The following is a 25,558-nucleotide window of genomic DNA, read 5'->3' as shown; positions in this document are numbered from 1 at the left end:
GCGTTGCGCACTCGCCATTCACTTCTTTGCCGATAACCTGCAATAGCTGGGGCACTGCTTGGACATTCCACTCCCTTAACCTGCAGTTAATTAGTGCTACATTTTTTGCTATTTAAATAACAATCCAGTACTATTTGCGCCCTTGTGGAAAACGGACTTTAGCGATGAAGTGTGCTGTTGAAAAGTTAGCGATATATGTGCCGCCGACGGCGCAGGTCAAAGACCCAGCAATAACAGACGTTATTGCTTCTTTGGCAACAATTAACAGCGACATTGATGTCAGCTGGGTGAAGCCGATGCAGCGCCGGCGTCTGAGCTTATTTGCGAAAATGGCGCTTAGCTGTGCCAATATGGTTAATATAGATGCACACGCAATGCCTGTTGTATTCTCCTCGCGTCACGGCGATTTACATAAAACGTCTGACTTGCTCGAGCAATTAGTTGAGCAGCAGCCATTGTCGCCAACTCAATTTGGTCTTTCCGTACATAATGCAGTTTCCGGTTTGTTATCAATACTAACAAACAATACCGCTGCAGTAAGTGCGATTGCAGGTGGTCGGAGCACTTTCTCAAGTGCACTCATCGAAGCTTACTTGCAGTTACACAGTGGTGACGCTGAGCGTGTTTTACTTCTTCATGTGGATAGGGCACTCCCTGACATATACGCGCAATACGCTGACGAAGAACAGGTGGATCATTGTGTTGCCTTAGTACTGAAAAAAAATATCAATGGGCATGGCTATGACCTTCAAGAGTTGCTTGATGCTCAACCAGAACCGTCTTTATCGGCGCTACGGTTTGCGCACGCCGCAATCCACAATCAGTCGATAGATGTAGGAAAGTGGCGTTGGCATTATGCTCAGTAAACTGAACTATTGTTGGCGTGTGCTGGGCACTGGTTTTTGTTTCAGTGTCTTTGGTCTTGGCGGTGTTGTGCTCAGTGTATTGGTTTTCCCGCTACAGCGTGTGTGTTATCACGACCCGCATGTGCGTCAAGCTCGGGCTCGAAAAGTGGTGCATTATAGCTTTCGCTTCTTCGTGGCATTGATGGATACCTTGGGCGTTATTGGTTTTCACGTGTATGACAAACAGGTGCTGAAAACGCTAAAAGGGGAGTTGGTGTTGGCTAATCACCCCAGCCTCATTGACGTAGTGGTGCTGATATCTGCCATTCCCAATGCTGATTGTGTCGTTAAAGCCCACTTATTTAAAAACCCGTTTATGCGTGGCGTGATAAAAAGCACTGGCTATATAAGTAATGCCGACCCACAAGGTCTGCTCGAAGATTGTGAGCGCTCTTTAGCACAAGGTAATAATCTCATTATATTTCCGGAAGGTACGCGCTCTCACGGTGGCAGACTGAACCGTTTTAAGCGTGGAGCGGCAAATATTGCTTTACGAGCACAATGTCCGATAAGGGCGGTGTTAATTACAATGCAGCCGAGCACCTTAACCAAAGGGGTGCCTTGGTATCGTGTGGCGCCCGTGAAAGCGCACATGCATCTGCAAGTTGCCCAAGAGCAGCCGCAGCCATGGCTGCAAGATGAACAACCGGTAAGTGTGCAGTCGCGCGCGCTGACTCGGTATTTGCAAACCTATTTTCATAACCAAGTAGAAAAATTATGAATGAGTTAAAGTTACAACTAAAACAACTAATTATAAACAGTTTAGACCTGGAAGATGTCAGCGTTGATGACATTGATGACAGCGAACCTTTGTTTGTTGACGGCCTTGGTCTAGATAGCATCGATGCTTTAGAACTCGGCTTGGCGATTAAAAAAGAGTTTAATGTGAAAATTGATGCCAATTCAGAGCAAACCAAAGCGCATTTTGCCTCAATTAATGCGCTCGCTGAGTTTATCGAACAATCCCGCAACAACACCTAAGAGTGAAGAAGACATGAAAACCGCTGCTGAAATTTACGACGTATTACGTGGCATTTTAGAAAACGACTTTGAAATTGAAGCCGATGATATCTCCATGCAAGCTAGCTTGTATGAAGATCTCGATCTCGATAGCATTGATGCCGTCGACTTAGTCGTGAAGCTGCGTGAAATCACCGGTAAAAAGATCGAACCTGAAGCCTTTAAGCAGGTACGCACGGTATCGGATGTGGTTGATGAAGTACATAAACTAGTCGCTTAAGGCACCTCATGCTCAAAGCAATTATTAACACGCTGCTGTCTATTTGTTTGCTGGCTTACCCTGTATTGGTGTATCTCGGTTTATCCCAAGGATATAGTCAACAAATCATGTGGCTGTTATTGGCTTTGCTTATTATTCGTGCCGCTTTGAGCTTGCGTATTCAAGTGCTGGGTGGCTGGCTATTACCCACTTCCGTGGCAGGCGCTATTTTAGTGGCCAGTGCCTTAGTGAGCGCACAGCCTCACCGACTGCAATGGTATCCGGTGATTGTTAATCTTGTTATGGCGGCAGCGTTCGCTTATACACTGGTGCATAAACCCAGCATGATAGAGCGCTTTGCAAGACTGCGCGAGCCACAATTAAGCGACCAAGGCGTGCGTTATACCTATCGAGTGACGCAAATATGGTCCGTTTTCTTTGTGCTCAATGCGGCTCTTGCTACCTACACCGTGCTACTAGAAGATATGGTGCTTTGGACTGTGTACAATGGCTTAGTCGCCTATATAGCGATGGGCATTTTGGGTGGCGGTGAGTTTGCTTATAGAATGTGGTTAAAGAGCAATGGACAGCTTAAATAAATTAATCGACCTATTGGCGCCAAATTGTGCCAGTGACGAGAACGCCTTCATCACTGCTGATACACTGATTAAGCGTATCAATGCGTTTAGCGCACATTATAAAAAGCTAGATATGAGTACAGCGGTGGTGCTGTATCACAGCGACAGCGTAGAATTCTTTATCCGCCTCATGGCGTTAGCACAAACCCCCATGGACATTATCTTACCGCCTAATGCGCAACCGCAGACTCTGGCGAGAATGCGTGAGTTAAGCGCATTTTTTTGCGGCGAACACAGTGCAGCCTCTGAAGGCGGGTTTAGCTATATCGATGAGGCGCTCGACGATACGTCCAGTTCATCATTGGCCGAACAGCGCAATGACAATATCTATTGGCCGAATGATAAAATAAGCGGTCGGTTGATCTTCTTTACCTCAGGAAGCAGCGGCCCCGCTAAAGCCATATACAAAACCTGGACAGCGATAAATCGCGAGCTCAACACACTCGAGCAAACCTTTATGGCTCGCCTTGCTACTGACTCACCACGGTTTGTGGCTATGGTGTCCCATCAGCATATTTACGGTTTACTTTTTAAAGTATTATGGCCCGCCCGTTTCGGCCATTGCTGGCACGGACCAATGTTCCACTATCCTGAGCACCTAGCGCAGTATATTGATTCCCAAGCGCCTAACAACTGGGTGCTGGTTGCCTCCCCAGCGCAGTATTCGCGGTTAGTGCAAGATAATGTCCTCGGTGGCAAGCGCAGCAATATCGCGCTGCTATTTTCTTCCGGTGGACCGCTAGAGGACAGCGATGCAACACAATTGTATCAGCAGTTCGAGCGCGCCATTATCCAAGTGTATGGCAGTACAGAAACCGGTGGCATTGCTTATCGCCAAGTCAGCACCAGCGGCGCTGTGCCTTGGCAGCCATTCCCAGGTGTCGCATTGCAGCGTCACAACGGACAACTAACACTAAAATCGCCATTGTTAGACGAGCCAATGCGCTTAGACGACAAAGTTAAGCTGTTAAGCAACGGCGAGTTTATACTTTTAGGGCGCGCCGACCGCACTGTTAAAGTGGCGGAAAAGCGGGTGAACCTAGTGGGCATGGAGGCCCGGCTAATAGCTCACCCCTGGGTCAAGCATGCGGCCATTATGCAGCTAAGTACGGGCCGCCTTGGCGCGCTTGTGGTGCTCACTCGCGAGGGCCTACATCAGTTCGAACAATGTCCGCGTAAACATATTAGCCAAACCCTAAAAGTGCACCTTGGTCAAGAATTTGAAGCGGTCTGTTTGCCGCGTAAATGGCGCTATCTACAAAGCTTACCTTACAACTCACAAGGCAAATTAGTGCCCAGTGAACTGGAGTCGTATTTTGACTGATTTTAAAGTCACTCACCCCGATATTGTTGGCGTTGATGAGCAAGCGGATGAGGTATTGCTAACCTTATCGCTTGCGCCCCAGCTTGATTACTTTAAGGGCCACTTTCCCGATGCGCCGATTTTGGCCGGGGTGGTGCAACTGGATTGGGCCATCCACTATGGACGCAAATATTTTGGCTACCAAAATGCGGTTGAAAATGTCGAAGTCCTCAAGTTTCAGGTGGTCATGACCCCAGGGCTAGAAGTGACCTTAGCGCTTGAGAAAAAAAGCGCTAAGGTCACTTTTCGGTATTATTCGCACAAAGGCCAGCATGCCAGCGGTCGTATTGTGTTTGCGAGTGACGCATGAAACTGTGCATTGTGATCCCCAACTATAACCATACGCAGGTGATTGCCGATGTCATTGCTGAACTTGCGCCTATGGGCCTGGATATTGTGATGGTAGATGATGGCAGCGCAGCTTCAGCACAGCGTTATATGCAGCAGTTAAGCGAGCGCTTTGACTGTTTACATTTGCTTAGGCATCAGGTTAATGGTGGCAAAGGCGCGGCAGTGCAAACCGGACTGCGCTGGGCTTATGCTCAAGGGTACACTCATGCCTTGCAAGTAGACGCCGATGGTCAACATTGTTTGGCCGATATGCAAAAGCTTATCACTAAAGCCAAGGCTCACCCCCATTGCCTTATCAGCGGTCGTCCGGTGTATGATGAGTCGGTGCCCAAGCATCGCTATTTAAGCCGCTATATCACCCATTTTTGGGTGTGGGTAGAAACCCTGAGCCTGTCGATTAAAGACTCCATGTGTGGCTTTCGTGTTTATCCACTGGCCCCGTGTATCGCCTTGTTTGATAGCCGTGCCTTGGGGACGCGTATGGATTTTGATATTGAGGTCATGGTGCGTCTGTATTGGCAAGGTGTTCCTTCGCTGTTTATCGATACCCAGGTGATCTATCCAGAGCAGGGCGTGTCACACTTTCAGCCGCTGCACGATAATCTCAAAATTAGCTGGCTGCATACGCGATTATTTTTCGCCATGCTGCCTCGGTTACCTAAGTTATTGCTGCGCAAACCCAGGGTAGACTCATGAGCCAAACACATTGGTCGAAAATGCAGGAACGCGGCAGTTATTGGGGCATGCAGTTTTTATTGGCGGTCTACAAGCTCTTTGGTCGCAAGGTGCTGTGGGTGTTTCTTTTTCCTGTGGTGTTTTACTTTTACCTCACCGGGGGCAAGGCGCGCGCAGCCACAAAGCAGTACTGGCAGAATTTACATGATTACAACAGCACTCAGCCACCGTGGCGTTTTAGCACCGGGCTGAAACATTTTTGTACCTTTGCCGATAGCGCCTTTGATAAAATAGATGCTTGGTTAGGTCGCATTAGCCCAGCGCAAATCAATTACCGTAATCAGCATTTGTTTGATGATTTAGTGGCGCATAAGCAAGGGGCTATTTTTATCGGCTCCCACCTGGGAAACTTGGAGGTGTGCCGGGCGTTAGGTATGCGCCATAGCCACTGCGTAATCAATGTGTTGGTGTTTACCCATCATGCAGTGGAGTTTAACCGCACCTTGCAACGCATTAACCCCAATGTGTCAGTTAACCTTATCCAGGTGAGTGAACTCGGCCCGGACTTGGCAATTCTACTGAAAACCAAGGTTGAGCAGGGGGAGTTTGTGGTTATCGTCGGTGATCGAACCAGCACCACGGCAATCGGGCGCGTGCAATACTGCCCATTTTTAGGCCGCCCCGCGCCGTTCGCGCAAGGGCCTTTTATTTTAGCTGCGCTACTGGAGTGCCCCATTTATTGGCTATTTTGCATGCGCAACGGACGTAGCTTTGATGTGCACTTTAACAAATACAGCGACGGCTTGTCGTTACCGCGCAAGAGCAGGCAACAGGCGCTGGAGAAAATAATCCAAGATTACGTGCAGGAGCTAGAGACTGTTGTGCAGCAGTACCCTTACCAATGGTTTAATTTTTTTGATTTTTGGCAGCGTGATGAGCACAGCGCGCGCCACAAGGAGAGCTAATTCGTGTCTAGCCGTCAAACGATTCATTTCGGCGAAAAGCCGCTTCGCATTGAAGATATTGTCGCCTTTGCCCAGGCTTCAGTGAATGCAGAGATAAGCACCTCAGCGCATCTGCAGCGCAAGATTGATGCAGGGGTTGCGTTTTTAGATCAACTCCTGGAAAAAGAAGGCGTCATTTACGGGGTGACCACAGGCTATGGCGACTCGGTGACCGTAGATATTCCTCTTGATTTGGTCAAAGAGCTGCCGCTGCATTTAACTCGCTTTCATGGCTGCGGCTTAGGCGCACACTTCAATGCTGCGCAAACGCGGGCGATTCTCGCGACCCGTTTAGCATCACTGACGCAAGGCTACTCAGGTGTTAGTTGGGAGCTGTTGCACTTACTGCGTGATATGATTAACCACGACATTTTACCGCTTATCCCGCAAGAGGGGTCGGTGGGGGCCAGTGGCGATTTAACGCCTTTGTCTTACGTAGCTGGTGCTTTAGTTGGTGAGCGTGAGGTACGCTTTAACGAGCAAGTAATGAGCGCCCAAGAAGCATTTGCACAAAGTGGCTTAACGGCGATTACGCTACGTCCTAAAGAAGGCCTAGCGATGATGAATGGCACAGCGGTGATGACCGCAGTAGCCTGTCTTGCCTTTGAGCGTGCCAGTTATGCCGTAAAGTTAGCCACTCGTATCACCGCCTTGAGCTCTATCGCACTCAAAGGCAATAGCCATCACTTTGATGAGATTCTATTCTCGGTGAAACCGCACAGCGGCCAACAGCAAGTGGCAAAGTGGATCCGAGACGATCTTAACCACTATAGCCACCCCCGCAATGCCGACCGCTTGCAAGATAGATACTCTATTCGCTGCGCGCCACATATTATTGGCGTGTTGGCCGATAGTTTGCCGTGGTTCCGACAATTTATTGAAAATGAGCTGAACTCTGCGAACGATAACCCCATTATTGATGGTGAAGGGGAGCATGTGCTGCACGGCGGGCATTTCTATGGCGGCCATATCGCCATGGCCATGGACAGCATGAAAAATGCGGTGGCTAATTTAGCCGATCTTGCCGACCGGCAAATAGCGTCCTTGGTGGACACCCGTTATAACAACGGCTTGCCTAGTAACCTCAGTGATGCCCAACAGCAGCGCCGCTATATTAACCACGGCTTTAAAGCGGTGCAGATCGGCGCATCGGCGTTTACCGCCGAGGCGTTGAAGTTAACCATGCCGGCGAGTGTTTTTTCCCGCTCCACCGAATGTCACAATCAGGATAAGGTGAGTATGGGCACCATCGCCGCTAGAGATTGCTTGCGGGTGTTGGAGTTGACCGAGCAAGTATTAGCATGCACGCTGTTGGCGGCAGTGCAAGGTCTGAGACTACGTATTCAGCGCGGCGAGTTGCAACAAAGCGCGCTCAGCGAAGACATAGAGAGCATGTACCAAGACATCAGTGGCTATTTTGCTAATCTCGAAGAAGACCGGCCACTGGAGAGCACCCTTCGGCAAACCGTCGAGTACATTCAAAACCAGCGTTGGACCCTTTATGAATAATAAAAATACGCTATTGAGCGCAGCCGTTGATATTGAGATCCCATTTCACGACTGTGACCCAATGCAAATCGTTTGGCATGGCAATTATGCCCGCTACCTTGAGGTTGCGCGTTGTGAGTTGTTGCGCAAGTTCGATTACGACTATTTGCAAATGCGCGATTCTGGTTATGATTGGCCTATTGTCGATATGCGTATCAAGTACGTAGGCTCGGCCTCTTTTACGCAGCGCATTCGTGTAGAGGCATACCTAAAAGAATATGAAACACGGCTGAAGATTGACTACGTGATCTTCGACAGTGCTTCGAATAAGCGCCTCACGAAGGCCTATACCGTGCAAGTGGCGGTTGATAGAGCCACCCAAGAGATGCAATTTGTGTCGCCACGCATTATCGGTGACAAGCTAGCGCAGGTGCTATCGTGAGTAAGTGGCTCTCGGTGTTGGTGATGCTGTGCTCCTTTATGGCTGCGGCGCAGCAAGGGCAGTTTGAGCAACATAAGCACTTCGCTGGCTTTGATAACGCCTTTGTCAGCACCGGCAGTTATCGTCTCACGGCGCAGCAACTTTGGTGGCACACCCAAACGCCGATAGAAAATGTATTGCGTATCGATGGTGAGGGCGTGTTCGAGCGCCAAGGTGAGGATCAGTTTGTTAAACAGGCACAAAGTGGTGCTTATAGCTCTTTATTACAGGCACTATTACAGCAGGACCCGCAGCAACTGGCGCAGTTTTTTATTAGTGAGCCTGCGCCCCGGCCCGAGCGGATTGCCGCCAAGCCCTGGTCATGCCTTAAACTGTTGGCGCAGAGCCAAGAGTTAAAAAGCCTGTTCACGCATCTTATCAGCTGCCAAGACAACCAACAGCAGGTGCGTTTTATTGGCTTGTATGAGCGAAAAGGCACTCGCACTGAAATCATCCTTACCCCTAATGGAGCGACGCAGTGAGCAGCTGGGCAAGGTCTGTAGGCATCGTACTGTGGCCCACCTTCCTGCTGCTTTGCACAGTAGCGGTGTGGACGCTGAAAGAAGTGCGTATCAGTGCTGATATGATGGCCTTATTGGAGCGCCAGCCCACTCAAGCCGTCGATGCGCAGTTTTATAGCGCGCAACAGCAGCTATCAAGTACGGCGCAGAACCAGTTGGTGTTTTCTTTCAGTGGCAAAACGGCGGTCAATGCTTATCATGAGCTGGCGCAGCAACTGCAACAACACCCGTCGCTTAAGGTTAAAGTGCAACCGACACTTAAGCGTATCGCCGAGTTCTACCAGCCTTATCGTGGCGCGCTCATGAGCGAGGGCTATCAACAAGCGCTGCGCTCACCCACGGCCTTTAGTCACTATGCTCAGCGGCAATTATCGCAGACTGCCTCACCTTGGTTATCAAGCAGTATCAGTGATGACCCATCCTTAGCAACCTTTAGCTTTTTAGACACCTTTGCAACAGGTCAGCAATTAGGGCTCGTCGATGGTAAGTTACAATGGCGCCAAGGAGATAAGCCTCCCGTTTGGCTGCTGGTCAGTGAGGTGACGACGACAGCAACAATATGGCAAAACAATGCCCTGGCAGCGGAGCTTGTAAACGCGGTTCGCACGCTTCGCCAAGCCCACCCAGAAACCGAGATTGAATACTCTGGAGTGCTATTTCATAACAGTGAAAACGCGGAGCAAGCGCAATGGGAGATGAATCGCTTTGGCTTGGCGAGCCTGGTGTTACTCGCTGTTTTTGTATTGCTCGCCATACGCGGCGTTTGGCCACTGTGGGTGAGTTTATTAACCGTAAGCAGTGCAGTGCTCGCAGGCGCGCTAGCGCTTTTATTGCTGCGCCAACAACTGCATGTGTTGAGTTTAGTGTTCGCCACGACGTTAATTGGTGTCGCCATCGATTACGCGCTGCATGCGCTGAGCGACAGAACCAAAAAAAGCAATAGCTACAGCGTAGCACTGAAACGCGGGTTATTGCTAGCTCTTGGCTCGACAGCACTCGGCTACGCCTGCTTTTTCACCGCGCCGATGAGCTTATTGCAAGATGTCGCTATTTTTATTGTTGCTGGATTGTGCGGCGCTTGGTTTTTCGTGCGCTTTGTGGTGATCCGCGCCCAGCGTCCTACGCAATTACGCCCCTTAGCACTGAGTACTGCTGATTGCGCATTAACCTTGTTTGCTCGACTGCGCCGGCGCAAAGGTGCCATCGCTTTGACTCTTGCGGGCGTGAGTGGCCTGTTGCTGAGTGTGCAATGGCCACAAGTCAACGATTCTATCGCCAGCTTTAATGCAAGCTCAGCGCAGCTTATGCAAGCGCAAAAGCGCCATCACCTGTACTTAAATGGTGATGGGCCAACGTTTCAGGTGCTAGTGCGAGGCGAAAGCATCGAGCAGTTATTAATAAACGAAGAGCGCGTGCGCAGTTTTGTGCAACTGCATCAAGGGCGGTTTCAGGGTCTCAGCGTGGCCCTGCCTAGCCAGCAAAGCCAACAACAGGCTTTAACTCTTTATCGCCAGGCGCAGCAGCAGGGCCGGTTTAGCTTTTTGGCGCAATTACGCGGCGCCGCGCTACCAGCGGATGCAAATACCCTGTTGAGCTATGAGCAGTTTGCTCAAGGGCCACTGGCCGATGTATTTCTTGCGCCTATCAAACAAGGCCCATATTTTTATTCATTGAGCACCGTCAGCGCGCTTGAACATGCCTCGCTGAGCGGTTATCTGGCAGAGTTTGAAGATATGCAGTTGGTGGATGTGCCCGGCCAGCTGAGCGCCATGTTAGCGCACTTTCATCACAGTATTCATTGGGCTTTAGCGCTCGCAGTCCTGGCCATAGCCATTGTATTTATCGCGTTTTTTGGCCTGCGCAGAGGGGCTGCCATGGTTGCTTGGTTGGCGCTAAGCGCGTTGCTGGTGGTGACCCTTATTGCGGTCGTTATGCCCCTGTCGGTATTTCATACCTTGGGGCTTATCCTAGTGTTAGCGTTAGCTGTTGATTATTTTATTTTTTATCAGCAATCAGGGCGCCAGCCGACCACCTTTGTTGCCATTAGCCTGTCAGCGTTGTCGTCCTTGGCGGTATTCGCGATGTTAGTGTTTTCGAATACCCCCGCTATCAGCCAATTTGGTGCTGCCGTGCTGATCGGGCTTATTGTTGTTTACTGGGTAGCGCCACTAAGTATTGAGAATAAAAATGATAAATCAGACTGAACAGACGGACGTTGTGGTCATCGGTGCTGGTCCCTCTGGGGCGTTAGTCAGTGCCTTATTGCGCCAGCGTGGTTGGCACGTGGTGGTGCTTGAAGGTCAGCATTTTCCGCGCTTTTCCATTGGCGAGAGCCTACTGCCGCAATGCATGGCCTACCTTAGCGAAGCCGGCATGGACGAGGTCGTGGACAAGCATGCCGAAGAGCTGGGTTTTCAGTTTAAAAATGGCGCCGCGTTTCATTATCAAGGAACGGATACCGCTATCGACTTTACCGACAAGTTCTCTGCAGGGCGTGGCACTACTTATCAAGTCAAACGTGCAGCGTTTGACAAGTTGCTCGCCGATACCGCCCAGGCCCAGGGGGTGGAGATTCGCTACGGCCATCGAGTTGAAGCGCTGCAAGAACATGATGAGCATATCGAACTGTCTGTGGCCAGCGAACAGCAAAGCTATCGGCTGCAAGCGCGATTTGTGCTCGACGCCAGTGGTTTTGGCCGGGTGTTGCCGCGCTTACTTGAGCTAGAGCGCCGCTCTAGTTTGCCCACAAGAACGGCCTATTTCTGTCATATCAACGACCATATCAGCGCCGCAAATTTTGATAGAAACAAGATCTTAATTTCCGTGCACCCGCAGCATCGCGACATCTGGTATTGGCTTATCCCTTTTGCCGATGGTAGCGCCAGCTTAGGCGTGGTGGGTGAGCCCGAGTACTTTGACGAGGCCCTCAGTGAACAACAAAACTTATGGCGCCTGGTAGGCCAAGAGCCGAATCTCGCAGCGTTGCTTGACTCGGCGCAGGCAATCACTGATACCCAGCGCTTAGGCGGCTATTCTGCGGATGTCAGTCGCTTGTATGGCAAGCGCTATGCGTTATTGGGGAATGCTGGGGAGTTTCTTGATCCGGTGTTTTCATCTGGGGTAACGATTGCGTTGAAATCGGCGTCATTGGCAGCGCCGGTTGTCGATGGCTTTTTGCGTGGCGAAAAAGTGGATTTTGACAAAGACTTCGCCCAACCACTTAAACAAGGGGTAGAGTGCTTTAAAACCTTTGTCCTCGCTTGGTACGATGGCCGCTTTCAGGATGTTATTTTTTACCCGCAGCAGCGCAGTGATGTGCGGCGTATGATCAGTGCCATTTTGGCAGGCTATGCCTGGGATGAAACTAATCCCTATGTGGCACAAAGTGAGCGCCGTCTTGATGTGCTTGCGACTCTTTGTAACATGGAAACTCAATAATGCGGGCTGTATGGATAATTATTGTCACCGTGTTATCGGCCTGTACTACGGTGCCAGAGCGCAACGCCAATAGCGTTGACTTGGCCGCTGGGGTGAGCTTCGATATGGGTGTTGCCCCGCCGTCATTACATCAGCAACAGTGGCAAAAAAAGCTGACTTTTTCTCGGGCTGAGCGCAGTGCTACACTACTGAGCCAACTGGCCGTTAATCAAAGCGGTGAGCTGCGCTTAGTGTTGACCTCGGGGGCAGGTATCCCGCTGTTGTCCATGGCCTTTAGTGATGATGAGAAAATCAGCGCAAGCACTCAGTTAGCCACGCTGCCGATTGACCCAGAGTACATTTTGGCCGATGTACAATTGGTGCATTGGCCCATGCAGCAACTCAAGGCGCAGTTAAAAGGGGCGCAAATACAGGAATTCCAGCGCGGCGCGACCCGAGTGAGGGAAATTAAACGTGCTCACACGCTCTTACTGCGCATAGAGTACCAAGGCGCCACAACAACGTTAACTAATTATATGCACCAATACCAAATTATATTTACCGAGGTGGGGTTATGAACGCCTGGTTAAACGACCTCGCGCTTGTCAGCGCATTAGGAGCGGATACCAGTGCCCATCTCGATGCCCTGAGCGGCGAACAGCGCAGTGGTTTGGCTCAAGTCGCTGGGCTAGATAATGAGGGCATGACCCCCTATTTAGGTCAGGTCGCTAATTTGCCCCTTGATAGCACCGGGCGCAATAACGCCATGATTGACCTTGCTTTGGCGCAATTAACTAATACCTTAGATAAGCTGCGTAGCCGCATAGCAGCGCATCGTATTGCCGTAATCATCGGCACCAGCACCGCTGATATTTATGATGGTGAGCGTGCTCGAGCACAGCAAGCTCGCCAAGGTAGCTGGCCGAAGCACTACCACTACCACCAGCAATCATTGGATGCCCCCGCGCAGTATATTCGCGACAAGCTGGCCTTAGAGGGGCCATGCTACAGTATTTCCACCGCCTGTAGCTCTAGCAGTAAAGCACTGAGCAGCGCCAAAGCGATGTTACAAGCAGGGCTGGCAGATGCGGTCATCTGTGGCGGCGCAGACAGTTTATGCCAATTGACCGTCAATGGCTTTAAAGCACTGGCATCGACCAGCGCCGGGATTTGCCAGCCTTTTGCTCAGCAGCGTGATGGCATTAATATTGGCGAAGGTGTGGGCTTATTCATTATGACTCGCTCAGCGGATTTTGGCTCAGCGCGCTGTGCGTTATTAGGCTGTGGCAGTAGCTCCGATGCGTACCATATGTCTGCACCCGAGCCGCAAGGTAAAGGTGCCATAGCGGCAATGCACCAGGCGTTGGCCGAGGCGGCTTTGACAGCCACAGATATTGATTACATCAACGCCCACGGTACTGCAACGGTAAAAAATGATGCCATGGAAGCACGGGCCATTGCCGATGTCATCGGCGCGCAAACGCCGGTGAGTTCATCAAAGCATCTTACCGGCCATACCTTGGGTGCCGCCGGTGCAATAGAGGCTGGATTATGTTGGCTGCTGATAGAGCAGCAACGTTTAGGGAAGACCCTAACGCTGCCATATCATAGCGGCTACGCCCTTGATGCCTCCTTGGCGACGATTAATCTTGTACAACAACCCACTCGGGAACGGCCGAAAACATGTATGAGTAACTCTTTTGCTTTTGGCGGCAATAACGCCAGTATCATTATTGGAGAAATAGCGTGACCAACAACCATCGACCTATAAGCGAATTGCTGGCGCATCGCCCTCCCATGGTGTTGATTGATGAGCTGATTTCGTTTGATAGTGACAGCGCCCATTGCCAAGTGACCATTACCCCAGACAGTGCATTTTACCAGCGTGATATCAATGGGGTGCAAAGTTATATCGGCAGCGAATACATGGCGCAGAGTATCGCCGCCTATGCCGGTGCTCACGATTGTCAGCACCAGCGCGGTGTTAAAATTGGCTTCTTATTAGGCAGTCGAAAAATCCGCTGTTTAAAGCCGGTCTTTAAGCTCGACAGCACACTGGATATTTATGTCACGCAAGTGGTGCAGGACGAGTCCGGGCTCAGTGTTTTCGATTGCGCCATTGAATGCGATAACGAGCGTTATCTCGAAGCCAAAATTAATGTATTTCAGCCTGCCGACCCGATGAAGTTTATTAAGGAAAACCAATGAGTAGAGCTATTTTAGTCACCGGTTCAAGCCGAGGTATAGGCAAGGCCATCGCGCTGGCCCTTGCCGAGCAAGGGTTTGACATTATCTTGCATTGTCGCACCCAGCGTGAGCAAGCTCAAAAAGTCAGTGAGCAAATCCAAGCTATGGGCCGCAGTGCGCGAGTCCTGTGTTTTGATGTCACCGATAGAGACTCAGCACGCCAAAGCATAGAGCAAGATATTGCCGAACATGGTGCTTATTATGGTGTGGTGTGTAATGCCGGAGTCACGCGTGACACCGCCTTTCCGGCGATGACCGACGACGAATGGGACACGGTTATTAGCACTGGCTTAGATGGTTTTTATAATGTTGTCCGCCCGGCGGTTATGCCAATGGTCAGTGCCCGTCAGGGTGGACGTATTATTACGTTGGCTTCGGTATCGGGCATTGCTGGCAATCGCGGCCAAGTGAATTACAGTGCAGCCAAAGCGGGGATCATCGGTGCTACAAAAGCATTAGCGCTGGAATTGGCAAAACGTAAAATCACCGTCAACTGTGTCGCTCCCGGGTTGATCGCCACGGAAATGACCGAGCAGCTCGATACCAAGGAGCTATTAAAACATGTGCCGATGCGGCGTATGGGCAATGTTGAAGAGGTCGCGGCAACGGTGTCATTTTTAGCCTCTGACCCGGCGGCGTACATTACCCGCCAAGTTATTTCAGTCAATGGTGGGTTAGTGTAATGAAACGGGTTGTGGTTACAGGGATGTCTTGTATTACGGCACTAGGGGATGACTGGCCGAGCCTGCGCAGTGCGCTAGAGAAGGGCGACAACGCCGTTAAAGTGATGGAGCAATGGCAAGATGTAGCTGATTTGAATACCAAATTAGCGGCGCCGGTGACGCACTTTCAGCGCCCTAGCCACTATAAACGTAAGATGGTGCGCTCTATGGGGCGCGTCGCATTGATGGCCACGGTGGCCACCGAGCGGGCATTGGCGCAATCAGGCTTGCTTGAGCACCCGGCGCTTACCAATGGCGATACCGGCATTGCCTATGGTTCGTCAACCGGCTCAACGCCGCCGCTTATTGCCTTCGCTGATATGATGAAATCGGGGCAGATGAGTGGGGTGACGGCAACTAGCTATATTCAGATGATGGCCCATACTGCGCCGGTTAATATTGGCGTGTTTTTTGGTATCAAAGGCCGGGTGATCACCACCAGCTCCGCCTGTACCTCGGGCTCACAGGGCATTGGCTATGCCTATGAGGCCATTAAGTTCGGTCGACAAAAAGCCATGGTTGCCGGTGGCGCCGAAGAGCTCTGTGTGACCGAGGCCGCCGTATTCGATACCTTATACGCCACCAGTTGTCGTAATGACGCACCTAAGCATACGCCTCGGCCGTTTGATAAAGACCGCGATGGGCTAGTGATAGGTGAGGGTGCGGGAACACTGATTTTAGAAGAGTACGAGCACGCCAAAGCACGTGGTGCGACTATTTATGCGGAAATCGTCGGTTTTGGTTGTAATTCCGATGGTGAGCATGTGACCCAGCCGACCAGCGATACCATGCAAACGGCGATCACTATGGCCCTTGATGATGCCCAGCTTAATGGCGAACAAATAGGCTATGTTAACGCTCACGGCACATCCACCGATCGCGGTGACATTGCCGAATCTCATGCCACCTTTAATGCCCTTGGCCGTAAACCCATTAGCTCGCTCAAAAGCTACCTAGGTCACACGTTAGGCGCGTGTGGTGCCATCGAGGCGTGGGCCAGTATCGAAATGATGCGTGAGGGGTGGTTTGCGCCTACCGTTAACCTTGAGAGTGTTGACCCACAGTGTGCACAGCTGGATTATCTGCGCCAGCCAACCAAATTACAGTGTGACTATGTCATGAGTAATAACTTTGCGTTTGGTGGCATTAACACATCCCTGATTTTTAAGCGCATGCCATGAGCGTGATAACGCGTTGCTTTGCGTTTGTTTTAGCGCTGTACAGCGCTTCGAGTGTCAGTGCAGAGCTTGAGCTTGAGCTTGGGGCGGGGGTATTTCATGCTAATATTCCGCTTTATATCGGTGCCCGTGAGTCAAAAAGCTACACGTTGCCAGTGCCTTATGTGCGCTATCGCTCTGAACGCTTAAACCTTGATAGGCGCAGCGCCACCGGTTACTTATGGCAGCATAATAACTGGCATTTGGACATCTCTGCCACCGCTGGAATTGCAGTAGACAGCGGTGAGAGTAAAGCGCGCGATGGCATGGACGATTTGGACTGGGTGTTCGAGTTGGGCCCTGCATTGGATTATTATGTTGTCGGCCACTATAACCAACCTAGTTATTTTAAGCTTGGCGTGTTTACCCGTAAGGCACTGGCAACGGATTTCACCCGTATTGATGATATTGGCTTTAAGGCGGGACCTTATGCCCAGTGGCGGCAGCGATTGTGGCAACAAGGAGCGCAAAGCATCACGTTAACCAGCCGTTTGGCAATTAATTATGCCAGTTCACAATACGCCGACTACTTTTATGCAGTGCCAGCGGCGGCCGCTAATTCACTGCGCAGCGAATACACCAGTGGTAACGGATATGGCGGTGAAGAAGTGTCTATGGGGCTAAGTTATGACTCAAGACGCTGGTGGTTTGGCGGGTTTGTAAAGTATTATCGCATCAAGGATGCAAAGTGGCGTGATAGCCCACTGGTGGAGCGCAACCACAGTGTTGCCTTTGGCTTTGGGTTGGCATGGAAGTTCTATAACAACAGAGGATAAGAAATGAAAAAATATTTATTAATGGCAGCGCTTGTGGCCGCAACATCGCACAGTGTGGCGGCTCGTGATGATATCGGCAAGTACTCTATTGCCGACTTGTTAGCGACCACGAAAGCCAAGGATGCGCTATTGGATGTGCCCCTTTACTTTGCCGATCAACCACACAGTGCGGCGAAAGAGACCTTCGGTGAGGTTATGACCAATAAGAAAACCAATGCCTTTAATAAATCAGACAAAGAAGCGTGTGAGTGGGTGATGCTCAGTGCGCTTAAAGCACTGCAAGAGCGCGCTCAGCGCGAAGGCATGAATGCCGTCGTGGGTATAGAGTCGTACTATAAAAAGCGTGAATTTAAAAGCAGTGAACAATTTGAGTGTGGGGCTGGCTTTTTAATGGCCGGTGTGGCTCTTAAGGGCACGTTAGTTAAGCTATAAAACCGCACACAACAGTCCACGCGCTATAAATGAAAAAAGGTACAAAGTTCATCGCACAGGGGTGGTAATTTGTTTTTTGTTTGTTAACATAAAGTAAAATTACCACGCAGACAGTGGTGTAGTACCAATAAGGACGTTTATGGCGCGCTTCGTGTTATTATTGGCTGCGTGTTGCAGCCTTTTCAGCGCAACGGTTGTTGCATACCCTCCAGCAAAACAATTTGCACTGGCACACCTGCAAGAGCAAGTAAAACTCGATGGCAATCTTGACGAGCATGTGTGGAAAAATGCCACGCAAATCGCTGTTAACACTCAGAATGAGCCCCTTGAGCGCGCTGCCTCCCCAGTCAATACAACCGCCTATTTATTCGATGATGGCCAATTCCTATATTTAGGCATCGATGCCAAGGATCCTAACCCCGAAGCCATTCGCGGAGCCTTGCGGGACCGAGATGAGTTATGGCAGGACGACAATGTCGGTATCATCATCGATAGCCTAAATGATGAGCGCAATGCCTTTGAGTTTTTCGTTAATGCTTATGGTGCTCAAGGCGATATTCTCGCGACCGACTTTGATACCTGGGTTGAAGACCCCAGTTGGGATGCCATTTGGTACAGCGCCGCGCAAATTCATAGCGATGGGTATGTGGTAGAAATGAAAATACCCCTGACGGTATTGAACCTGCCTAAAACAAATGAACCCATTACCTGGGGCATCTCCATTGCACGTAATTACCCACGGGACGTGTTCTATCGCTTGTCTAATGTCGGCTTTGATCTTGATATAAAATGCAGTTTTTGCCAATTTGATAAACTCACCGGGCTTGCCAATCGCACTGAGCATCGTGATGTGTTGTTTACGCCGCATATCAGTGCTAGCCGCCACGACAGTAAAGAGCACGTTCCCGGTGATTGGCAAAATGGCGATGTTGATGTTGAAGTGGGCGCCGATTTACGCTGGCGTATCAATGATGAAACCTTGCTTAATGCCACGGTTAACCCGGACTTTTCGCAGGTAGAAGCTGACGCTGTGCAGCTCGATGTAAACACCAACTTTTCGTTGTATTACGCCGAAAAAAGACCGTTTTTCTTAGATGGTTCCTCGTATTTTCGCACCAACCAGCAAGAGCTATTTTACAGCCGCACCATCGCCGAGCCGGATTATGGTGTGAAAGTCACCGGCAAGCAGGGCGCGCATACCTATGCCACGTTAGTCGCCGATGACGCCAACCCGTCAGTTTTATTGCCGGGTAATCAAGGCTCATCACTGGCGCAACTGCAAGATGATGTCACCAATGCGGTGGCGCGTTACCGTTATGACTGGGGACAGCGCAGTGGGGTAGGGATGACGCTTACGCAGCGCCAAGGGGGAGATTATCATAATACCGTAGCAGCCCTCGATGGTACCTATGCCCTTAATGCCAGCGACTCCTTTAACTACGGACTGTCTTATGCTGACACCGATAATAGCGCGCTGTTTGTCGAAAATTGGGACGTTGCTGCTGATCAGTCCGGCAAGGCAATTAGTTTGGCGCTTGAGCGCACTAAGCGTGATTACAACTTGCGTGGCGAGTATCAACAGATTGATGAAGACTATCGCGCCGATATGGGCTATCAGCCCAAAGCTGATTTTCGCGAGTACGTGCTCGGTGGCGGGCAAACCTGGTACGGTGACGATGGCGCCCGCATCACTAAGTGGCAATATGATTTAGAGTGGGATAAAAGCTTTGATTTAGATGGCGATTTACTTGAGCAAGAATTTGAAGGCTATTTATATGCTGAAGGGCCCTTGGTCTCTACTTACGAGCTTGGTATGTGGCATAGCGAAGAGCTTTATTACGGCGAATACTTTATCCAAAATAATGGGTATGTGCAGTTCTCTATTCGCCCACATCAAGATTTAACCTATGTGCTTTATGCCGATTACGGTTCACGTATCGACTACAGCAATGCTCGCCTTGGTGAGGGAGCCGATATTGAAAACTCCCTGAGCTGGGATGTGAACCAACATTTGCAGCTTAAGGTGAATTACAATTACAGTGAGCTCGATGTTGATGAGCAATCCGTTTATCGTGCCCAGCAGTGGGACCTGCGACTTTACTATAAATTCAATATTCGCAGCATGCTTAAGGTCATCTGGCAGTTTGAAGATATTGACCGCAACCAGCAAGCCTACCTTTACTCGCAAGTGCATAAGCGTAATCGCGATTTTGGCTCGCAGGTGGTGTATTCCTACAAAATGAATCCGCAGTCGGTATTCTATCTCGGCTATTCCGACAGCGGTTATCAAGATGACTCACTGGATGAGCTGCAACGCACTGAGCGTACATTTTTTACTAAAATCAGCTACGCTTGGCAGCTTTAGCTTTGTTGTTGCGGTGATAGTGCTAGATGAACATCATCACCGCGCCGCTGGGCGACTTCATTGACACGTTCAAGCATCTCATCAATACGCTTTCGTTCATACGGATTAGTGATGTTGTGCTCAGCATCGAATACGGTGGCTTGCACATAGCGATACAAAGCATCGACGTAAGCCTTATTACCATCGCACACAAACAGAATGTTCTTTAGTGCCTCAAGAAGGTTCACTAAAATGGTGGTGTCTTCGCGCCCGTAGTGGCGAATCGGGTCAAAGTTATCTTCTAACAAAGTAGCGATACTGGGCTCATAGAACCACAATCTAGGGGCCGCTTCTTCCTCGCTGTGCGCCAAGGTGTAATTGTGATCGGCAATGCGCAGGCGAGTGATAATTAAAATACTCAACATGTCTACCGCTTTAACAGCGGTGCCGGGGTCGTTTATCCCTGGGCTTAACGCTTTAATGGCGATTTCAGCAATTTGGCGAATGCCGTAACTGTAATGGTCGCCAATATACTCTTCAATATAAAAAACACTGCACTTACAAATTTGCTCACAAAGCTCACCGTCATCGCTGATATCTTTATTCACCGCTAAGTAGGGAAAGCTTTCGACACAAAAAAAGCCCGGCTCAATTTCAACCACCAGCTGAAGATCATGCTGGGCCAGTAGCTTGCTTAATTGCTGAGTATGCACACCTTTAAAATAACCGGCTTGAGGGCTTTTTATATGATACCACTGGGTATAGTCAGGGCGTTTTTCCGCGATATCAGGCTGCTGTGCTTGGGCTATGGCTTGCAGTTGTTGCTGAGTTTGTGAAAATAGTGTGTTAAGCACATTGTCTACTTGTATGGAGCGGGAAATGGAATGAATAAAAAATACAAATAGCGCCAAGGCATACAGCCCAAGCATCAAGGCTATAAAGGTGCCCAGTGATGGCGGCTGGGTATCGCCATTTTCGGCGTGGATATTCATCAAGGTAACCAAGGTAAAGACAATACTGCCTAAGTACACCCCGAGCACATATTGGTGCGACTTCATGGTAATGAGTCCGGGTAATACCCGAGGTGAGAGGGTGGATGAGGCGTTATTAAGTACCACCATCACCATAGAAAAACTAAACACCGTCAACGAGATGAGACCACCGGCGAGAATGTTAAGCACCGTTTTTGCGGTGTCTAAATCAGCAACAAACAACATCGGCCACTGTGATTTTAAAGCCATCACCAGCTCATGGTATTCGATGCTCGCCAAAAGCATTGCTAAACACAACAGCAAGGTGATGATAATAGCAGGGTAGAAGCCAATGCTGCTGACGATGGCCCGGTAGTGGGCAGCAAGTTTGCGAGGTGTACGCACTGAACAAGCCTCCATGGCGAATATTAAAAACTAACCCTAGCACAGTGCACCATGTGAGCCTAGACAGTCTTTGCTTTCGCTACTGTAGATGCTAAATAAAGTTGGAAACAACATACTGTCTAACGAATGAAGTCATTGCTCAAGCGCAAATCGTCAGGGCGATAGCGTAACAAAGCTAATAAACGCCGAATGTAGAGCAGCTGTCCGGTTTTATTGTTGTCGAAGGCGCCCATTGTTTGACAAAGGGGAGTCCATGTAGCCCTGCTTAGGAGCGAAACGACGCAGCCTATGTGTTTGCGTCTCAGCGAGCCTGCGAGCGACTACAGCAGATTGTTAGGTAGCATTGCCGGAAAAATGAATATTTTTAACCTTTGTAATTTTAGGGCTTTCACTACAAATGACTTCCAAGCATTCGTCGTCTGTTACCAGCATATGTGACCACTCCTGACTATTTCCCATAGCGAATGAAAGAGGACTCTCGTCATGCCATGGGTGGCCTTTTAGCTTAAAAGTATTCTTTTTGGGGCGTTCAGATGACCACAGATAGAGAAGACCGTGCTCATCGAGTAAGCGATATGCATTAACCGTTTCAAAGGCTAACTCGTAAACCGCTTCAGTTTCTTCATGGAAAACACGAGCGATCAAATCAATGCCCTTATGTTTGGGATTGCCAAGGATTTCAACTTTTTCGCCAGAAGATTTTGTCAGTGACCATCTATCGCTACCCCACGACACGTCAATGATCCAAGCAGTTCCCTTTTCAAAAGGTGATTCCCAAGTTTCAAATTCCATCTTTCTACCTAACGCCAAAATTTGCGGTGAGCGAAGCGAATCCACAACATTTTTTTGTTAGCTGTCTGAAAGTGCCAAATCACTCAAATGACTCAAAGTCGGACTCTTGTCTGAGTATTTACGTAATATTTCAAGAGCTATTTTCTTTTGACGAACCTCACCGGCATTACGATTAGAATTAATGACAGACATAAATCGTCGGTTAAAGTGCTCTATATCTTCACTAGAAAGATCAGATAGATCACTTAATAGAGGTTCAAAATCTGAATCCGAAAGCCCCTTCGATTGACTCATAAATAACTCATATAAAATATAAAGTTCGGGGTAACCTATTTCTTTTGCTTTTTTAAGGTAGGAAAAAAACTTTTGATATTCATCATTTAAAAAGCCACCACTTTCCCAACTTTCAGGTGCTTTTGAATCTTGAAGGAGTCGGTCACCTAATGAAATCGCCATCACTAAAGGAACTTCATCGCTTCTCTGAGCAACCAGCGATGCTTTTCTCTCAACCTCAAGAATATAGTCTACCCGGTCAGCTTGTCCAAAAGACAAAATTGCTTTACTAACCGAGTAACTCAATCTTTCTATATTTTCATTGATTATGTTGGGATCTTTTTGAGTTAACACTCCAGACTTGTAGAGCCTATCAATTTTTCTAATGATAGATTCAGCATCTTCGTTTGAGAATCTATCGCTTTCCAATATCGAGCGAACTTCTATATCTAACGCCGCCACCTCAAATACATAGAGGGATTCACCCAAATTCTCCTCCTGAGCTTGAGCTATCTTTTTGTCGATAGCGACATCCATAAGCTGATTCATTAGAACACCTCCTAATGAAACAAAAATAGCAAGGACTAAAGATGAAACACCAATAAATATATTTCTATTTTTAGATTGCTTTTCTTCAACCCTCTGATAGACCTCACTTGTTATTGAGGATATCAGTAGTGAAATGAACTGATCCTTGTTGAGACTAATATCTTCAGAGTTTATTTTGCTTTGGTTATCAGTTTCCATGACTTGTGATCCTTTTGATAGTTTGATTAAGCCGCTTACTTGGTTTGCTAGCTGACATGATCACCGCGATGTTTTTTAAACTTACGCGGCAAAATAGCGTAAATAACCGCACTAATCACTATTACATATAATGAAAGGAATAAGAGACCTACTGCGTTTAAAGCATCTGATTCACACTGTGTTTTTAGAACAGAGCAGAAAAAGAATTCCACTGCGAATGATGACAATACCCCTAATCCAACTATAGCCATATAACTGAAAATTGGTTTGAGCTTTAACATTGTAATGAGCAACAAAATTACTATTACTGGTAGTCCGATAATTAAAGTAGCCTGCATTAACCCTTCCTTGGTTGATTTTGGCAGTTAATATGTCTATAGCGAGCGAATCGCGCGTTTTTCTAATACGCTACCGCTCACTTTTCTGAATGATATATTTTTAGCAGACTAGTTAACTCATTGCCAGTATCATTAAAAATAGCTATTGCTCGTTTTTATCTTGCGACAAAAGCACGCGATTGGGTCGTTTTCTTGACTAAGTGAGCGATTGCGACGTAACTGTTTTAATATACAGTTTTTGCATATTCTCAAGGGAATGAACAGGTGGACGTTAGCACCTATGCGATTGAAGTAATCTGATGTTGGATATCTTAACAGAGTTTTTATTTCCAACTTTGATATATAAAAATGAGAGCGATTTTTGCTAACTCAAATGCTCGCGTTATTTTTTTTCTGACTTTCCTCTAACAGAGCTATTCACTTCGAATCATAACGTGACCTCATACGAGATTTTTGTATGCAACGTTGTTCAACATCCTCAGCTGCATACGCCAAAGGTAATGTGCCTTGAACTTATGTGGGCAAATACAAAAAAGCCGGCATAGAGGCCGGCTTTTCTTATTTAAGGTTGATAGTAGGTGGGCGAGCCTGGGCCGACTGGCATGCCGAGCACAAACACCCATAAGTAGAACAAACATACCCAGCCAATAAAGAACAACATACTGTAAGGCAGCATGGTCGCGACTAAGGTGCCAATACCCATATTCTTTTTATATTTGGTTGCAACCGCAAGTATGAGACCGAAGTAACTCATCATCGGGGTGATAAGGTTCGTCACCGAGTCGCCAATGCGGTAGGCGGCTTGGATTGTTTCCGGGGCATAACCAATAAGCATCAGCATAGGAACGAAGATAGGCGCGGTTACTGCCCATTGCGCTGATGATGAACCGAGACTCAAGTTCACCATGGCACACATAAGAATAAAGAACACAAACACCTCAGGCCCGGTTAGATTAAGCGCTTGCAACAAGGCAGCGCCATTCACCGCTAAGATAGTCCCGAGGTTGGTCCATTTGAAGAAGGCGACAAATTGCGCAGCGAAAAACACCAGAACGATATACATGCCCATCGAGCCCATACTTTTGCTCATGGCATCAATTATATCGCGGTCATTTTTCATTGAGCCGACCACTCGGCCGTAAACAAAACCAGGAATAGCAAAGGTGATAAAAATGATCACCACAATTCCTTCTAAGAACGGGGAACCTTTCACTTCGCCGGTCTCTTGATGGCGCAAGATACCGTCATCGGGGATAATGGTGAACGCTAAAATTACACCAATAAGCACAAACGAAAGACCCGCCCATTTGAGGCCTGTTTTTTCCTTTTTGCTCAGGTGGTCGATTTTATTCTCGCCCAAATCAATGCTGGCTTCACTGGGGTCATATTTACCCAAGCGCGGCTCAACGATTTTTTCAGTGACCCAAGTGCCTAAGATGGCAATCATGAACACCGATACAAACATAAAGTAATAGTTGGCCTCAGCGCCCACTTGGTAGTCAGGGTCAATCATTTGTGCCGCTGGGGTGGTGATCCCTGCTAACAATGGGTCAATGGTGCCCAATAGAAGGTTGGCGCTGTAGCCACCGGAAACCCCAGCAAACGCTGCCGCTAAACCGGCCAGAGGGTGGCGTCCAAGGCTGTGGAAAATCATTGCTGCTAGGGGAATAAGTACCACATAACCGAGCTCAGAAGCGGTATTTGACAATATCGCAGCAAACACCACCATAAACGTCACTAACCGTTTAGAGGCGCCCATGACCATGCCACGCATGGCCGCTGACAGTAGCCCAGAGTGTTCAGCAACGCTCACCCCTAGTAAGGCCACTAATACTGTGCCTAGCGGCGCAAACCCGGTAAAGTTAGTCACTAACCCTTCAAAAATGCGGCGCAAGCCTTCGGCGCTAAATAGGCTCACGACTTCGATCACCCCATCTGGATCGCGTCCTTTAGCGCCCTCAGGGCGTGGGTCTATGGCGCTGAGGCCGGCCCAGTCGGCTATGCCGCTGATAACCACAATGGCGACACAAAAAAGTGCGAATAGAGTGATAGGGTGAGGCAGCAGGTTGCCGAGAAACTCGACCGTTGCTAGAAAGCGATTAAACCACCCCTTTTGTTGTTCTGGCATGTCAGATGAGACTGCTTTACTCATACCTGTTATTGTCCTTGGAGTCACAAATGGCGCAAAAGATACCATTATTGCGCGCGGCGGTCATCGTTTATCGGTCAAAG

27 protein-coding genes are annotated in these 25,558 nt (G+C 48.9%); 22 read left to right on the top strand and 5 right to left on the bottom strand.

What is annotated here, in order from left to right:
- Positions 1-164: 164 nt before the first annotated feature.
- From MHM95_RS05290 to MHM95_RS05185, 22 genes are all read left to right on the top strand, one after another.
- Positions 165-866: a beta-ketoacyl synthase chain length factor gene (locus MHM95_RS05290; protein ID WP_239384584.1), complete on the top strand. Its 702-nt coding sequence runs from the start codon at positions 165-167 to the stop codon at positions 864-866.
- Complete coding sequence (locus MHM95_RS05285) at positions 856-1,626, top strand: lysophospholipid acyltransferase family protein (protein WP_239384583.1); 771 nt, start codon at positions 856-858, stop codon at positions 1,624-1,626. The genes MHM95_RS05290 and MHM95_RS05285 overlap by 11 nt, the downstream gene beginning before the upstream one ends.
- Complete coding sequence (locus MHM95_RS05280) at positions 1,623-1,886, top strand: phosphopantetheine-binding protein (protein WP_022945171.1); 264 nt, start codon at positions 1,623-1,625, stop codon at positions 1,884-1,886. The genes MHM95_RS05285 and MHM95_RS05280 overlap by 4 nt, the downstream gene beginning before the upstream one ends.
- Positions 1,887-1,899: 13 nt before the next feature.
- Positions 1,900-2,145 (top strand): acyl carrier protein, encoded by a 246-nt coding sequence (locus MHM95_RS05275; protein WP_022945170.1) that lies wholly within the window; start codon positions 1,900-1,902, stop codon positions 2,143-2,145.
- An 8-nt stretch (positions 2,146-2,153) separates the two neighbouring features.
- Positions 2,154-2,723: a hypothetical protein gene (locus MHM95_RS05270; protein ID WP_239384582.1), complete on the top strand. Its 570-nt coding sequence runs from the start codon at positions 2,154-2,156 to the stop codon at positions 2,721-2,723.
- Complete coding sequence (locus tag MHM95_RS05265) at positions 2,707-4,086, top strand: AMP-binding protein (protein ID WP_239384581.1); 1,380 nt, start codon at positions 2,707-2,709, stop codon at positions 4,084-4,086. Before MHM95_RS05270 ends, MHM95_RS05265 begins: the two co-directional genes overlap by 17 nt.
- On the top strand, positions 4,079-4,435 hold the full coding sequence (locus MHM95_RS05260; protein WP_239384580.1) for a thioester dehydrase: 357 nt from the start codon (positions 4,079-4,081) through the stop codon (positions 4,433-4,435). Before MHM95_RS05265 ends, MHM95_RS05260 begins: the two co-directional genes overlap by 8 nt.
- Positions 4,432-5,172: a glycosyltransferase family 2 protein gene (locus tag MHM95_RS05255; protein WP_239384579.1), complete on the top strand. Its 741-nt coding sequence runs from the start codon at positions 4,432-4,434 to the stop codon at positions 5,170-5,172. The genes MHM95_RS05260 and MHM95_RS05255 overlap by 4 nt, the downstream gene beginning before the upstream one ends.
- Positions 5,169-6,116 (top strand): acyltransferase, encoded by a 948-nt coding sequence (locus MHM95_RS05250; RefSeq protein ID WP_239384578.1) that lies wholly within the window; start codon positions 5,169-5,171, stop codon positions 6,114-6,116. The genes MHM95_RS05255 and MHM95_RS05250 overlap by 4 nt, the downstream gene beginning before the upstream one ends.
- Before the next feature lie 3 nt (positions 6,117-6,119).
- On the top strand, positions 6,120-7,664 hold the full coding sequence (locus tag MHM95_RS05245) for an aromatic amino acid ammonia-lyase (protein WP_239384577.1): 1,545 nt from the start codon (positions 6,120-6,122) through the stop codon (positions 7,662-7,664).
- Positions 7,657-8,085 (top strand): thioesterase family protein, encoded by a 429-nt coding sequence (locus MHM95_RS05240; RefSeq protein WP_053909352.1) that lies wholly within the window; start codon positions 7,657-7,659, stop codon positions 8,083-8,085. Before MHM95_RS05245 ends, MHM95_RS05240 begins: the two co-directional genes overlap by 8 nt.
- On the top strand, positions 8,082-8,606 hold the full coding sequence (locus MHM95_RS05235) for a hypothetical protein (RefSeq protein ID WP_239384576.1): 525 nt from the start codon (positions 8,082-8,084) through the stop codon (positions 8,604-8,606). Before MHM95_RS05240 ends, MHM95_RS05235 begins: the two co-directional genes overlap by 4 nt.
- A complete protein-coding gene (locus MHM95_RS05230) occupies positions 8,603-10,849 on the top strand; it encodes a hypothetical protein (protein WP_239384575.1) in 2,247 nt (748 codons plus the stop codon). The genes MHM95_RS05235 and MHM95_RS05230 overlap by 4 nt, the downstream gene beginning before the upstream one ends.
- The gene (locus MHM95_RS05225) at positions 10,833-12,083 is read left to right on the top strand and encodes an NAD(P)/FAD-dependent oxidoreductase (protein ID WP_239384574.1); all 1,251 of its coding nucleotides are present in this window, start codon (positions 10,833-10,835) and stop codon (positions 12,081-12,083) included. Before MHM95_RS05230 ends, MHM95_RS05225 begins: the two co-directional genes overlap by 17 nt.
- Positions 12,083-12,640 carry a DUF3261 domain-containing protein gene (locus MHM95_RS05220; RefSeq protein WP_239384573.1) on the top strand — a complete coding sequence of 186 codons (558 nt, stop codon included), beginning with the start codon at positions 12,083-12,085 and terminating at the stop codon, positions 12,638-12,640. Before MHM95_RS05225 ends, MHM95_RS05220 begins: the two co-directional genes overlap by 1 nt.
- Positions 12,637-13,812 (top strand): beta-ketoacyl-ACP synthase, encoded by a 1,176-nt coding sequence (locus MHM95_RS05215; protein WP_239384572.1) that lies wholly within the window; start codon positions 12,637-12,639, stop codon positions 13,810-13,812. The genes MHM95_RS05220 and MHM95_RS05215 overlap by 4 nt, the downstream gene beginning before the upstream one ends.
- On the top strand, positions 13,809-14,270 hold the full coding sequence (locus tag MHM95_RS05210; RefSeq protein ID WP_239384571.1) for a hotdog family protein: 462 nt from the start codon (positions 13,809-13,811) through the stop codon (positions 14,268-14,270). Before MHM95_RS05215 ends, MHM95_RS05210 begins: the two co-directional genes overlap by 4 nt.
- Entirely contained in the window at positions 14,267-14,992 is a 726-nt protein-coding gene (locus MHM95_RS05205) for a 3-ketoacyl-ACP reductase FabG2 (protein WP_022943861.1), read from the top strand. The genes MHM95_RS05210 and MHM95_RS05205 overlap by 4 nt, the downstream gene beginning before the upstream one ends.
- Positions 14,992-16,212 carry a beta-ketoacyl-ACP synthase gene (locus MHM95_RS05200; RefSeq protein WP_053909358.1) on the top strand — a complete coding sequence of 407 codons (1,221 nt, stop codon included), beginning with the start codon at positions 14,992-14,994 and terminating at the stop codon, positions 16,210-16,212. The genes MHM95_RS05205 and MHM95_RS05200 overlap by 1 nt, the downstream gene beginning before the upstream one ends.
- Positions 16,209-17,024, top strand: a complete 816-nt coding sequence (locus tag MHM95_RS05195) for a MipA/OmpV family protein (RefSeq protein WP_239384570.1) — start codon at positions 16,209-16,211, stop codon at positions 17,022-17,024. Before MHM95_RS05200 ends, MHM95_RS05195 begins: the two co-directional genes overlap by 4 nt.
- A 3-nt stretch (positions 17,025-17,027) precedes the next feature.
- On the top strand, positions 17,028-17,456 hold the full coding sequence (locus MHM95_RS05190; protein ID WP_022943864.1) for an excinuclease ABC subunit A: 429 nt from the start codon (positions 17,028-17,030) through the stop codon (positions 17,454-17,456).
- 139 nt (positions 17,457-17,595) lie between these two features.
- On the top strand, positions 17,596-19,821 hold the full coding sequence (locus MHM95_RS05185; protein ID WP_239384569.1) for a DUF5916 domain-containing protein: 2,226 nt from the start codon (positions 17,596-17,598) through the stop codon (positions 19,819-19,821).
- Here MHM95_RS05185 and MHM95_RS05180 read toward each other — a convergent pair.
- From MHM95_RS05180 to MHM95_RS05160, 5 genes are all read right to left on the bottom strand, one after another.
- Complete coding sequence (locus tag MHM95_RS05180; RefSeq protein ID WP_239384568.1) at positions 19,818-21,176, bottom strand: DUF2254 domain-containing protein; 1,359 nt, start codon at positions 21,174-21,176, stop codon at positions 19,818-19,820. The two genes, MHM95_RS05185 and MHM95_RS05180, sit on opposite strands and share 4 nt — an antisense overlap.
- 333 nt (positions 21,177-21,509) lie before the next feature.
- Positions 21,510-21,968 (bottom strand): hypothetical protein, encoded by a 459-nt coding sequence (locus MHM95_RS05175; RefSeq protein WP_239384567.1) that lies wholly within the window; start codon positions 21,966-21,968, stop codon positions 21,510-21,512.
- Positions 21,969-22,025: 57 nt separating this feature from the next.
- Positions 22,026-22,988: a hypothetical protein gene (locus tag MHM95_RS05170; protein ID WP_239384566.1), complete on the bottom strand. Its 963-nt coding sequence runs from the start codon at positions 22,986-22,988 to the stop codon at positions 22,026-22,028.
- A 47-nt stretch (positions 22,989-23,035) separates the two neighbouring features.
- Positions 23,036-23,326, bottom strand: coding sequence for a hypothetical protein (locus MHM95_RS05165; RefSeq protein ID WP_239384565.1), 291 nt, complete (start codon positions 23,324-23,326; stop codon positions 23,036-23,038).
- A 562-nt stretch (positions 23,327-23,888) separates the two neighbouring features.
- Positions 23,889-25,478 (bottom strand): AbgT family transporter, encoded by a 1,590-nt coding sequence (locus tag MHM95_RS05160; RefSeq protein ID WP_026110962.1) that lies wholly within the window; start codon positions 25,476-25,478, stop codon positions 23,889-23,891.
- Positions 25,479-25,558: the final 80 nt, after the last annotated feature.

It is taken from the genome of Pseudoalteromonas sp. CnMc7-15, from assembly GCF_022347925.1.
In the GTDB taxonomy this organism is placed as follows: domain Bacteria; phylum Pseudomonadota; class Gammaproteobacteria; order Enterobacterales; family Alteromonadaceae; genus Pseudoalteromonas; species Pseudoalteromonas ruthenica.
Note: the sequence above shows the minus strand (reverse complement) of the source record. Positions and strands in the feature narration are given on the sequence as shown.

Bases quoted from the DNA above. Each gene is read 5' to 3' on its own strand.
- MHM95_RS05290 (WP_239384584.1), top strand. From the start codon at position 165: ATGAAGTGTGCTGTTGAAAAGTTAGCGATATATGTGCCGCCGACGGCG.
- MHM95_RS05285 (WP_239384583.1), top strand. From the start codon at position 856: ATGCTCAGTAAACTGAACTATTGTTGGCGTGTGCTGGGCACTGGTTTT.
- MHM95_RS05280 (WP_022945171.1), top strand. From the start codon at position 1,623: ATGAATGAGTTAAAGTTACAACTAAAACAACTAATTATAAACAGTTTA.
- MHM95_RS05275 (WP_022945170.1), top strand. From the start codon at position 1,900: ATGAAAACCGCTGCTGAAATTTACGACGTATTACGTGGCATTTTAGAA.
- MHM95_RS05270 (WP_239384582.1), top strand. From the start codon at position 2,154: ATGCTCAAAGCAATTATTAACACGCTGCTGTCTATTTGTTTGCTGGCT.
- MHM95_RS05265 (WP_239384581.1), top strand. From the start codon at position 2,707: ATGGACAGCTTAAATAAATTAATCGACCTATTGGCGCCAAATTGTGCC.
- MHM95_RS05255 (WP_239384579.1), top strand. From the start codon at position 4,432: ATGAAACTGTGCATTGTGATCCCCAACTATAACCATACGCAGGTGATT.
- MHM95_RS05250 (WP_239384578.1), top strand. From the start codon at position 5,169: ATGAGCCAAACACATTGGTCGAAAATGCAGGAACGCGGCAGTTATTGG.
- MHM95_RS05240 (WP_053909352.1), top strand. From the start codon at position 7,657: ATGAATAATAAAAATACGCTATTGAGCGCAGCCGTTGATATTGAGATC.
- MHM95_RS05225 (WP_239384574.1), top strand. From the start codon at position 10,833: ATGATAAATCAGACTGAACAGACGGACGTTGTGGTCATCGGTGCTGGT.
- MHM95_RS05220 (WP_239384573.1), top strand. From the start codon at position 12,083: ATGCGGGCTGTATGGATAATTATTGTCACCGTGTTATCGGCCTGTACT.
- MHM95_RS05215 (WP_239384572.1), top strand. From the start codon at position 12,637: ATGAACGCCTGGTTAAACGACCTCGCGCTTGTCAGCGCATTAGGAGCG.
- MHM95_RS05205 (WP_022943861.1), top strand. From the start codon at position 14,267: ATGAGTAGAGCTATTTTAGTCACCGGTTCAAGCCGAGGTATAGGCAAG.
- MHM95_RS05200 (WP_053909358.1), top strand. From the start codon at position 14,992: ATGAAACGGGTTGTGGTTACAGGGATGTCTTGTATTACGGCACTAGGG.
- MHM95_RS05195 (WP_239384570.1), top strand. From the start codon at position 16,209: ATGAGCGTGATAACGCGTTGCTTTGCGTTTGTTTTAGCGCTGTACAGC.
- MHM95_RS05190 (WP_022943864.1), top strand. From the start codon at position 17,028: ATGAAAAAATATTTATTAATGGCAGCGCTTGTGGCCGCAACATCGCAC.
- MHM95_RS05185 (WP_239384569.1), top strand. From the start codon at position 17,596: ATGGCGCGCTTCGTGTTATTATTGGCTGCGTGTTGCAGCCTTTTCAGC.
- MHM95_RS05175 (WP_239384567.1), bottom strand. From the start codon at position 21,968: ATGGAATTTGAAACTTGGGAATCACCTTTTGAAAAGGGAACTGCTTGG.
- MHM95_RS05170 (WP_239384566.1), bottom strand. From the start codon at position 22,988: ATGGAAACTGATAACCAAAGCAAAATAAACTCTGAAGATATTAGTCTC.
- MHM95_RS05165 (WP_239384565.1), bottom strand. From the start codon at position 23,326: ATGCAGGCTACTTTAATTATCGGACTACCAGTAATAGTAATTTTGTTG.
- MHM95_RS05160 (WP_026110962.1), bottom strand. From the start codon at position 25,478: ATGAGTAAAGCAGTCTCATCTGACATGCCAGAACAACAAAAGGGGTGG.